The following is an 11,164-nucleotide window of genomic DNA, read 5'->3' as shown; positions in this document are numbered from 1 at the left end:
GGGGAGCCACGGGGGCTACTGGAGCCACAGGTGCTACGGGGCCACAGGAGCCACGGGCGCTACGGGAGCCACGGGCGCCACAGGCGCGACGGGAGCCACGGGGGCTACTGGAGCCACAGGTGCTACGGGGGCCACAGGAGCCACGGGCGCTACGGGAGCCACGGGCGCCACGGGCGCTACGGGAGCCACGGGCGCTACGGGCGCTACGGGCGCTACAGGAGCTACGGGCGCCACGGGCGCTACGGGGGCTACAGGAGCCACGGGTGCTACAGGGGCCACGGGAGCGACAGGTGCGACCGGAGCCACGGGTGCTACAGGGGCCACGGGAGCGACAGGTGCGACAGGGGCTACAGGGGCTACTGGAGCCACGGGCGAAACGGGAGCGACAGGTGCGACCGGAGCCACGGGAGCCACAGGAGCGACAGGCGCCACTGGTGCAACAGGCGCTACTGGAGCCACAGGCGCTACTGGGCCAAGCGTTATAGGCAATAACGCACTACTTTTACCCGTCAATGCTACTTCATTAACCTCTGGTACCCCTCTTAATATTCCATTTCTCTCAGTAGAAATTAATAATGCTGATCCTGGAACGATCAGTCTTGGGGGTTCCAGTAATACGGTTATCACGCTGCAACCCGGCTTATACCATGTTTCATATACAATCCGACTTTATTTAAGCGATGTAACAGCTGCAATCGATGCCAGTATAATCCCGACTTTAAACAACAATACGACGGTAATAACTTCTTATATTTATAAACCTACAACCAGTAGCGCTATTGGTGGCGTAACCTTAACATCCAGTGGAATAATCAAGGTAACGTCTGCAAATTCACAGCTTGTTTTTCCAATAAACGCAACCTTTTCAAGTATGACAGTTCAACTTACTTCTCAAAATAGTGGCTGGAGTAATGTGAGTATTATCAAAATAAAGTAATTTGTTATAAGGGATTTTAATAATAGTCAGGTACACGCTCCCATGTATCAGAATTCATTTGCTGCCAATCTTATTTATGCTCCATCAGTCTCAACGAACCAGGTTTATGTCATTGATCATATGACGAATAGTATTGTCGGAACGATTCCATTTCCGGGTCCGATTTGGAGCGGAGTGGATCCATTCGGTCAAGGGCTATAACTTAATGGATAGCTTTACCGAATAGCAGCATCGGGGGGCGCCTAGCCCCCGCCCCCTCACACCACTGTATATGCGGACTCACACACGGCGGGTCCTTAAAGTTTTAGCAAGATTACCATACTTCTATACACTGAACAGCCTCTCGCTATACCATTAGGTAACGTTGAGGGGCGTAGTATTGTAACGATACTTTTCCCTCGCACCCCGCGGTGAGAGTTTTCCATTACGAGAAAAACCCTCTCGGTCAGCGTTCATAGTTCATAGATTCGTGAACGTGCACGTACTCTTTTTTTCTACTGCCTCCATACCGAGCGATTACATCTTTTTTGAAGGAACGTACGGTAACCAGCGGCATACATTATAATAGTTCCTACTGAAATCACCGAAAAAGGAGTTGGTGATCGTGAGTACGATCAGCTTATGTATGATCGTCAAAAATGAAGAACATACCCTGGATAAGTGTCTGTCTTCCTTAAATGGCATTCCAGATGAAATTATCATTGTCGATACAGGCTCTACGGACCGGACGAAAGAAATTGCAGCGAAATGGACAAAGCATGTGTACGATTTTGAATGGATTGACGACTTCGCCGCTGCCAGAAACGCTTCCTTTCAATATGCAGCCAAACAATATATTATGTGGCTGGATGCAGACGACATCCTCAAGCCTGAAGAGCGGGATAAGCTGGAGAAATTAAAAGCCTCGCTGGGAGAAGAGATCGGGGCCGTCTCGATGAAGTACGAGATCCCGCAAGACGACAGCGGAATAATTATGTCCCATACGACACGGCTGCGGCTGGTCAAGCGGGACCTAGGTTTTCAATGGCATGGAATTGTGCACGAAGATTTGGCTGTAGACGTCCCGTACCGATATTTGAATTCCGATATTATAGTCACGCATACCAAGACGAGGAACGTTCAGGGCCCAGCCTCCCGAAGAAACCTTGACATCTACGAACGGCATCTGGCTAGAGGCCGTGAATTAAGCATATCCGATATGTTTCATTACGCCCGGGAGTGCAACGTCCACAAACAATATGACAAAGCGATCCATTATTACGAACGATGCATGGATAGCCCCGAAGTATCACTGGAAAACAAGGTATTCATCCTGCACAAATTAGCAACCTGTTACGTACTTGCAAACCAACCGGAAAAGGAACTGGAGCTTACTCTGCGGGCACTTACAATGGACATTCCTTACCCCGCCTTCAGCTGCCGCATGGGAGAGCATTTCCTGAAAAAAGGGCATGTTGAAGCTGCGATATTTTGGTACCGGACAGCTTACTTGCAACCCTTGGCAGAGCGATACGCTTGGTCAGTCGTTGATAACGCCTACCATACTTGGCTTCCGCATCAGCAGCTTGCTCTTTGTTATGACGTGCTTGGTGATAGTGAACAGGCGCGGTTTCACCGGAAGCAGGCGGAAGCCTATCGCAGTGCCAGGCAGTGAAGGCTGAGCTGAATCCAGCCTATTCAAACTTATCTACTCCATTAGCCTCTCTTGCGATCACTCCGCAGCTCTCTTCAAATCTAATCCTCCACAAACGACATCAGCTAATGATAATCATCATTCCTCTCGGTTCATATCCTGGGCTTACTTTTTTATAGTCTTAAAAAGCTGGCTCCCTTTGGCGGGGGCCGGTTTTACCATATCCCTCCCCACATTTTCTATCCTTGCTGTTTTCGGTGTAAAAACTTTTAAAAAGTTAGCCGTATCTTTCCACCTAATTCGCGTAATTTCCCTACCTGTTAGGCTCCCACACCTTACAAAAATTACAAATCAGCATATACTAGATCAGTTCTATTAATAAGGAGGTTCGTGCTTTGTCCCTGGGCGTTTATCGGTTTATTGTACGGTTCCGCCTTCATCCAGAGATAGTGTAGCTGCTTGCTTGGCCCTTTCCTCCCTATGCTTCCTTTTAACAATTAAATAAGCAGCATAGATTACAAGAAATAACCCATAAACAGCCGATGCGACAAAGTAGATAGCCTGATAAGACGCGATTGTAGCGATGAATCCAAGGATTAAGGAGCCTCCCCCAATACCTAAATCAAAAAAGTTGAAGAACGAAGCCATCGCATCCTCATGTTCATGCTCTTCTACCAAGTTCATGCTCCATGTTTGAATCGCGGGGAAGATAGCACCAAATCCAAATCCATAAAAAATAGCGGCTATCAGAAACGTGCTATCGCTAATTGCTCCATATAGCATAACTAATCCAATAACCGATAGAATGGCGCCTGGCACAAGAATAATAGATGGCCCATATTTATCAAACAACTTCCCCGATATTAATCGTACGGCAAAGCTTGCTGCTGCGATCAATAAGAAAAACAATCCTACTTGGGTGAACTCCTTTTCTACTGCGTATAGAGAAAAGAAGGACATAATTCCTCCCGCAGCGCTTCCAATTAAGAAAATAAGAATGGCAGGAAAAAGGACTCTCTTCTCCAATATTTTAACTTTATGAGTATCCAGTTTATCCAGCTCTTTTCCTTTAGGCGCCCTCTTTATAAAAATCCCCATTATAACAGCTAACAAAAGAACGGCCATTCCTCCCAAAAATAATCTTAGGAAGTCAAACAATTCCAGAGTCATAATTCCAATCATGGGGCCTACAGATATGGCTACTGTTTCTCCAACACCAAAATAACCAATCCCCTCGCCTCGACGATCTTTAGGAATAATTTCGGCTGCAAGCGTCGCAAAGTAGGTGGTGGCTAATCCAAAACCGGCTCCATGAATCAAACGAATGATCAATAATGTTGTTATATGATTGGCCAGATAATAAGCCCCCGTTGATAAAGCCATGATTGCGATTCCCAAAATTAACAGCATTTTTTTATCAAATTTTGCTGCAAGAATACCGGCAAATGGACGAATTAATATAGCTGATAGCATGAATACCCCTGTCACTAAGCCCACCTGGCTGGCTCCTCCTCCTATAGCCGTGACAAATAAAGGAAGAGTGGGCAACAACATTTCAAAAATCATAAAAACTAAGGCATTGGAAATCAGCACAAAAATGAAAGATAAAGACCAGATCTTATTATTTACGTGAGTCATGGTTTTGATTGCTCCTTTTCCTTACTAAATCGGAAACTCAACGTATGAAGAATTCCCTTGCAAACTCCACACAAATAATAAACCCTCCTGTTAGGGGAGGGTCAATAGCTTACTGGAATTTGTATTTCTGAGAGGTAATCTTCTTTATCTTTAGAAATGTAATGGTCAATGATGGTTCTTTCAATTGAATCCCCTATAATTTGCAAACCGTTTTCTTGGATGTAATCCAGCAAGATTTTGTAATATGGAGATGAATCATTATGATTCCCCCTATAATAAATAGTGGCATACTTCCCCTCCTGGAGCGTTGCCATTAAAGGGCTTTGTATATCTTCATCCTCGATTATGATAAAAATAGAGTTGTATTCGTCGAATTTTTGATTTTTTACATTGTCCATCTCCACAGTAAGCCCGACACCACCGATAAATATGGAGGCATTCATATTCGCCAAGTTCTCTAACTGCCTCAAAGAAACCTCCAATTCTGGCTCTGTGCTGATTTTTCCGATTAACCTTACTATTTTCCTCTCTTTTATTTCTTTAATTAACGTTTTTCCTAATTCCGTTACTTCTCGAGCTGATTTAATATCCTCGATTCTATTTTGAAACCTACGGTTAACTCGCTCTAATTCCTTTATCTTGTTTTCTGTTAGTTTTTTTTGTTTCTCCAGCAGCACCAGAAAACCATCAATATCCTATGATCCAGGTGTCGCTTGATTTCCTTTAAAGTAAAGCCTATCTCCTTCAAATACTGAATAGTGTTTAATTGTTCAAACTGCTCGGTCGAATAGTATCGGTATCCGTTATTCGGGTCAGTATCTATTGGCTTTAGCAGCCCAATTTCATCATAATATCTTAGTGTTTTTATCGTGGTATTATGGAGTTTAGCCATTTCGCCTATTGAAAATCTATTCTTCATTCTGATCATCCTTATTCTTGAAGATGGCTGTTATCCCAAAAAATTCCGTCTAAATCGAAATGAGGGATGTTGAGTTTACCTATATATTTCATTAATTCAGCAATTCCCTGAAATTGCATTTTTAATTTATTGTTTAACTTCTGAAGAGCAAATTGGAACGATCGATCTATTTTTGAAAACCGGTGCATATCCAATTCATTCAGAAGGTCCTTCAAATTATCGATATAATAGACGGATTTTCTTAAGCTGCTTATCACTAAAATTTTTCGAAATTCTGCCACGGTGTACATTCGATAACCGTTTTCATTGTCTCGTTCCGAGTTAATCAACCCCTCCTTCTCCCAATATCGGATGGCCGAGGTATTTACTCCCGCCAATTCCGCCACTTTTCCGATAGTCATCGAATTGGTCAGCTTAACATTTCTGTATTGAGTGAAATCAGCATCTCGAATCATGCCCAGAATTTCTACAACCCGTTGCTTTTCTTCTTGAATGAGGTAAAGCTGATCATTGACCAGCCAGAGGGCCTCTGTATAATCGGTGTTTTTAATTTTCCTCATAACCTTATATACGACAGGAATTTCATATCCCATTAAAAGCGTTCTAATCGTGATGAAAGCCTGAAGATGTGCGGGTGTATAAAATCTATGATTTCCCTCCGTTCTCGGAACATCCGGAAGCAATCCCTGCTCTTCATATCTTCTTAATGTGGTAGTACTTACATTCAACCTGTTAGCAACCTGTGCGGGTGTATAGGCAGCTTGCATGTTTGCACACTCCCGAAATTTAAAGTAAAACCTTTAAGTGCTGTGTTAACATAACCTCTATCAACCTATAGTACCACCAAGGGTTAACGAAGTAAAAACCGAAAGATTGCGTGAATGTTGTATGCTTCCAATATAGACTATTTTAGGAGTGATCTTCATGTCTAAGAAAAAATATATAGTACTCGTGGATGGTTCAAAATTGGAAGTCGGCCTAACTGGGAATTCTTCTAATAAAGTCGTAATGCTGCCCAACGCCAAAAAATCGGTCCATGGTCCGGCAGCCGATAACTTAAAAAAGTGGGGGATTGACCCTGAGCTAGGAAAAAAACTGGTTGAGGGACTTTCCGATACGTTTCAGGTTTTGCATTTTGACTATGAAGGTCACCTTTTTGAGCACCCCCAGCCAGAACTTCTTACACCCCATAATATTATTAGGGATTTTTTGCGGATAGCCGATGAAATGCAGGTTGAGACGTTTAGTTATTATGGCTACTCATGGCTAGCTCTAATCGGTTTACAATTAGCAATCAGAACGAACCGATTGGAAAGCCTGATCGCAGGGGGATTCCCTCCATACGAAGGACCGTATAAAGAGATGATGACCGTAACCACAAAGACGTATGAACAGGCATTAAACCAGCAAAACACCTCTGATTATCGAAGTGATGAGAGCATCAGCTCCGACTCCTTTGATTGGGAAAACGTGCAAGTTAACATGAACCCTTCTCAAACCAAACAATATTTCACCATGTATAAACATTTATCGGACTTTGACGATACACGAATTCAGGATACATTGTGCTTGCCAAAGCTAACATTTGCCGGGGAGCATGACACGATTGTTTATGGCGAAAACTTCGGAAATGCAACGGTGGATATCGTTGGAATTTTGAACAAGAACGAGAAGGTATTACGACAGTTTGGCTGGGATGTCGTCATCTTGAAGGGAGAAAGCATGGACCATACAAAAGCAATGCAGCCCGAATCGGTTCTACCCTTGATAAAATCTTGGTTAATTAACCGTATACTCTGTTAGTGTACCCAAAAAAGTAAAGAGCTGAGCGATATTTTGCCAGCTTCGCTCTTTTCCCTGTAACAATTATACAACTCTTTGTCTAACTTGCTTCGTTCAGCCCGGCGTGTTAATTTTTTTACCTCTCTAAGAGGAAAAAGGAAGTGCTTTTACCAGTTAATTACTGCTGTATCTCCTCCCATTTCTCCTTCAAGGCCTTCAAGTCTTCAACGAAGAACCTAAGTAAATTGGGCCGCCTTCTTACTGCAAGCGGGTGATAGGTGAAGCTGATGGGCGTACCTTGAAACTCATACCAGCCACCTCGTAATTCTTTGACACTTGCATTCTCCTTATCAGGAAATAATGCTTCCGCTACGACATTACCAAATCCAAATAACACAGACGGCTGCTTCTGAACGATCTGCAGCTGTAGATGAGGGAGACAAGCAGCCCTAGCCTCAGGCTTTTTATAGGCACGCAACGGGCGGCATTTAAGTAAATAGGTGACATAAACATCGTTTATGTCTATACCCGCCTCCTTCAATCCGAGCTGGAGAGTTTCCCGGGTACCACACAAAAACGAATTTCCCTGCTTATCCTCTCGGGCTCCGGGATTATCCAGAATCAACATTAACTTGGCTTTCGGGTTTCCCTCGCCCCAAATAACACGGGACCTCTGCTTGGATAGTTCGCAAAGCTCACAATGCTGTATATTATCGGGTGCTTGTTCTTCGGGCAAAATAACAAAGGGATGATCCATTTCTGTGCCTGCAGCTCCTTCCTTTCGTACGTTATAAGTTCATTATGCCCGCCCCAAACCAAAACTTGAGCCGTATAAGGTTAATCTCTCCTGCATGCCTTCCACAACTTCTTCCGGCATCTCCCTGACCTTGATATCTCCCCCAAGGAAAAGCAGCCAATTAATTGTTTCCGATAATTCTTCTGAGTTTTGAACATCGATAAACGTCTCTAACCTGGCTGAGGTTTGATAAGGATTCGTATAGAATAATGAAATGTTTAAAGGATGATATTTTTTATACTGGCCAATCGCTTTTGGACCAAGCTCCAGGACAAGATTGACAGCTTCCTCCTGTTTGTTTACCTGCTCTAAAATCTTTTTCTTGCTTACTCTTTTTTTGACAGGGAAAGGTTCTACACCGGTGAGATGATCGACAGGAAAAATCCGCCGCTTTTCTTCCTCCAAGTCGAAGCCTTCCATTAGCCACACGCTTTTTTCCCGGTATAAGTGCAAGAGATAAATGGGATAAGCTCTCATTTCCTGCTCTTCTTGGATGGAAACCAATAAATAGCGGTCTAGCAGAAGGAGTTGAATGAGTGTTTCCAGCATCGGATGGGGCAGGTCTGACAGATCAAGCAGGTCGGGATTATGGGGATTGGTCCCTTCAAATAGCAGGATTTGATTCAAAAGCACAAGGTCATCCTGCTGGTTAGCTGAGATCAGACCCAGTAATTTCTCAGCTAGAGAATGGCGGCTTTTTAAATAGGGGAGTTGTTGGTTTCTTGTGGCCATAAAGGCAATAAACAGCGCTTTGATCTCATTATCTGTAAAACGGACCGTGGGCAGAACCGAATTGTTCATGACAAAATAGCCCCCATCCCTTCCAACTTCAGCGACAAGCGGCATACCCATAGCTTCAATTTCTCTGATGTCCCGAATAGCTGTCGATCGTGAAATATTAAATTCCCGCATGATTTCAGAAATGGTAAAATGGGCACGATTGTTAATATACCTCATCATCGTATTAATCCGTTCGACTTTTTTCATCTGGTCTCCTAAACAGTATCACTTTTTGACATGATTTAAGGTTATTATAGACCCATCAGATGAAATGACCAAGCATTTGATAAAATTGACAAGAGAGAAGGTATGGATATGGCAAATTATACGCTTGAGGAAAAAGACAGTTTTATCGTGTTGGGTATTGGGACCGAGCTTAAAAGCGACTACACAGACTATGCCGGAATCAACAAGGAAAAGGCCGACTTCTGGCAGACGATTGAGCAGGATGGAAGGCTTGCCGCTTTAAAAGCCGTCGCCGCTAATGACTACCTGTTCGCCGTGAATGAGGCCGTGAATAACAAAATGATGTATTATGCTGGCGTCCTGACAGAGGCATCGTTACCCGAAGCAACCCGAATGATTCAATTTCCTAAAGGGGAATACTTGGTTGTCAAAGGGGAAGCAAAGACGGCTGAAGAGTTGAGCCATTCACTTACCGGCATTGCTTTTGGACAAGCCTTGCCGGAAGCAAAGGATATTGCCTACGTTGGCGGGCCAAATACAACGGTGGAGATGGGACAGCGAGACGGGCTCGTATATGGCGAAATGTGGATTCCTGTTGTCAGGAAATAGCAGGATAAGTGAATACCTGCAATGCGAGTATGGCTCGGCAAGCAGGTTCCAAGAAGTAGCCACTCGTACAACGGTTAGGAGGAATGAACACCATGTCCTATAGGGTTGATTTTAAAAATGTGTCTACGGTTGGCTTAGAGTCTTCCCCCGCAGCCGAAGCGCTTGCGGGTCTGCGAGCGAATGAAGCCCGGTACTTTATGAATAAATATAAGCATCCATTTACAGTTGAACCTGCTAGCGAAAGCCAGGAAACCGTTGATTATGTGCACCGGATTTTGAAAGAAGAACGTGATCTTGAGTTTGCGGCCAAGCCTTTGGAGACGTCGCGTTTTCAAGTGGAAAATATCCAGTGGGCCTTCGTCTTTTATGAGGATGGTCTTGGGGTCAATGTCATGTATACGGTCGACGATCCTAAGAAGCGGGCTGTGGGCTTCAAGCTTTCCGAGGGGATGGAAGTTCCTAAGGAGCTGGAAGGGAAATTTAAATTTGCCAGGCAGAAGTCTAAATTAGCCGGAACGATCCGGGGCTCGTTTTTTGTTATCAAAGGAGAATATTGAAGCAGTGCGAGAAGTCGAAAATCTCAAGATCCAGCGATAACCGACTTATCCATTGATTAACTATTACTTGGCGATGACTTTGCAACGGCTAATCCTGTATTGCCCGATGTCGACGATTGTCAGGCCTCCTGTTTCGAGACTTACGTTCAAACAATAATAGATCGGTTTTAGGGTGTTCCCTGGATGTACCCCCAAAACCGATCTATTTTTTTCAGCATCATAGTTAAGCAAGGTCAACTTGCAAATTTAACAGAGAGCGGCATTAACCAGCCTCCGGTCTCTTTCTGCATCGCGCGAAGCTCCCAGTGCGTGGTGTTCTGCGTCACATGACGGTGATGCAACCACATATTGCGCGTTTTTTCAGAACAACAGATTCGACAGTTGGAACCAGCTTCTATTCCGGTCATCCCCCTTTTTTTGGAACTATTTCTACACATGCCGTAATAAAATGAATAACACCATGTATCACAAATTCATCGGTAAGGGAGGAACATACAACGAACGGCCACAGCTTAAGAGCAATTAGCGATAGGCGATAGGCAACCGAAAATAGTACGGAATCGTTAAAATTTTCGGAGGTGTGCAGGGTGACTTTCAATTACATTGACTAGTGGAATATAAATTATGCGTATGGGGGTACATCGGGAAGCGGTTCTTACGGGGAACTCGCGGAATTCAAAGCGGAGGTTGTTAATGAACTTGTGGAGCGCAACAGCGTTCGGACCGTCATCGAGTTCGGCTGCGGGGACGGCCATCAGCTAAGCTTGATGAAGTATCCGGATTATCTAGGTCTGGATGTCGCCGCATCGGCCGTCCAACTGTGCACTGAAAAATTCAAGGACGACCCTACCAAACGGTTCATGCTGTACCATCCCGGCTCCTTTGCCGTCCGGGAATTGCCTCAAGCTGATATGGTAGTGTGTCTGGACGTTCTGTATCATATCACGGATGACGAGGACTTTGCAGCGACATTGCAGCACATTTTAGAAGCCTCCTCCAATCTGGTCGTGCTTTACACCAAACTGACCACCGGCAAGGAGGCTCCGGTTGTTGATACCATCAAGGATCGGGATATTTTTGGCCATCTCAAGGAATTTCCGGATTTCTCTATCGAGTCCATTGTGCCGCAGCGGTACAAAGACAAATCTTCCGCGGATTTTATCATTTTACGGAAGAGATCTGAAAGCCTGCGAAAATAAGAGGTTAGTGCAGCCTATTGGAATCGTTTAACCGACTTATCCCCAAAGCGACTTTCTCACCATTACAAAAAAACAAGGGGCTGTCCAATAAGTCCCCAAAACAAAAAAATGGACGGAAAACCGCAATG

The 11,164-nt window shown here is 44.4% G+C and carries 10 protein-coding genes and 2 pseudogenes; 7 read left to right on the top strand and 5 right to left on the bottom strand.

Annotation, left to right across the window (positions count from 1 at the left end; genetic code table 11):
* From PSHG_RS29640 to PSHG_RS22575, 3 genes and pseudogenes are all read left to right on the top strand, one after another.
* Positions 1–937: pseudogene (locus tag PSHG_RS29640) on the top strand (hypothetical protein); the annotation flags it as partial.
* Positions 938–979: 42 nt separating this feature from the next.
* Positions 980–1,138, top strand: a complete 159-nt coding sequence (locus PSHG_RS30780; RefSeq protein WP_157213491.1) for a hypothetical protein — start codon at positions 980–982, stop codon at positions 1,136–1,138.
* Between the two features lie 403 nt (positions 1,139–1,541).
* Positions 1,542–2,591 (top strand): tetratricopeptide repeat-containing glycosyltransferase family 2 protein, encoded by a 1,050-nt coding sequence (locus tag PSHG_RS22575; RefSeq protein WP_010278176.1) that lies wholly within the window; start codon positions 1,542–1,544, stop codon positions 2,589–2,591.
* A 396-nt stretch (positions 2,592–2,987) separates the two neighbouring features.
* On the opposite strand, the gene PSHG_RS28720 is transcribed toward PSHG_RS22575, so the two are convergent.
* From PSHG_RS28720 to PSHG_RS22560, 3 genes and pseudogenes are all read right to left on the bottom strand, one after another.
* Entirely contained in the window at positions 2,988–4,208 is a 1,221-nt protein-coding gene (locus tag PSHG_RS28720; protein ID WP_010278173.1) for an MFS transporter, read from the bottom strand.
* Between the two features lie 101 nt (positions 4,209–4,309).
* Positions 4,310–5,127 (bottom strand): annotated as a pseudogene (locus PSHG_RS28715) (MerR family transcriptional regulator).
* An 11-nt stretch (positions 5,128–5,138) separates the two neighbouring features.
* Positions 5,139–5,894 (bottom strand): MerR family DNA-binding transcriptional regulator, encoded by a 756-nt coding sequence (locus PSHG_RS22560; protein WP_010278170.1) that lies wholly within the window; start codon positions 5,892–5,894, stop codon positions 5,139–5,141.
* Between the two features lie 157 nt (positions 5,895–6,051).
* Between PSHG_RS22560 and PSHG_RS22555 the strand changes: the two genes are divergently transcribed.
* Positions 6,052–6,930, top strand: a complete 879-nt coding sequence (locus tag PSHG_RS22555) for an alpha/beta fold hydrolase (protein ID WP_010278167.1) — start codon at positions 6,052–6,054, stop codon at positions 6,928–6,930.
* A gap of 157 nt (positions 6,931–7,087) precedes the next feature.
* Here the strand turns inward: PSHG_RS22555 and PSHG_RS22550 are convergent, their stop codons facing one another.
* Both PSHG_RS22550 and PSHG_RS22545 read right to left on the bottom strand, forming a co-directional pair.
* Complete coding sequence (locus PSHG_RS22550; RefSeq protein ID WP_010278163.1) at positions 7,088–7,666, bottom strand: uracil-DNA glycosylase; 579 nt, start codon at positions 7,664–7,666, stop codon at positions 7,088–7,090.
* A gap of 42 nt (positions 7,667–7,708) precedes the next feature.
* The gene (locus PSHG_RS22545) at positions 7,709–8,692 is read right to left on the bottom strand and encodes a helix-turn-helix transcriptional regulator (RefSeq protein ID WP_010278160.1); all 984 of its coding nucleotides are present in this window, start codon (positions 8,690–8,692) and stop codon (positions 7,709–7,711) included.
* Between the two features lie 108 nt (positions 8,693–8,800).
* Here PSHG_RS22545 and PSHG_RS22540 point away from each other — a divergent pair, with 108 nt between their 5' ends.
* From PSHG_RS22540 to PSHG_RS28710, 3 genes are all read left to right on the top strand, one after another.
* A complete protein-coding gene (locus tag PSHG_RS22540) occupies positions 8,801–9,280 on the top strand; it encodes a GyrI-like domain-containing protein (RefSeq protein ID WP_010278157.1) in 480 nt (159 codons plus the stop codon).
* A gap of 92 nt (positions 9,281–9,372) precedes the next feature.
* Positions 9,373–9,837, top strand: coding sequence for a hypothetical protein (locus PSHG_RS22535; protein WP_010278154.1), 465 nt, complete (start codon positions 9,373–9,375; stop codon positions 9,835–9,837).
* Between the two features lie 617 nt (positions 9,838–10,454).
* Positions 10,455–11,036 (top strand): class I SAM-dependent methyltransferase, encoded by a 582-nt coding sequence (locus PSHG_RS28710; RefSeq protein ID WP_081505232.1) that lies wholly within the window; start codon positions 10,455–10,457, stop codon positions 11,034–11,036.
* Positions 11,037–11,164 lie beyond the last annotated feature (128 nt).

Source organism: Paenibacillus senegalensis JC66 (assembly GCF_000285515.1).
GTDB classification, from domain to species: Bacteria; Bacillota; Bacilli; order Paenibacillales; family NBRC-103111; genus Paenibacillus_L; species Paenibacillus_L senegalensis.
The sequence above is the reverse complement of the archived record's forward strand: the minus strand, read 5'-3'. Positions and strand labels throughout refer to the sequence as shown.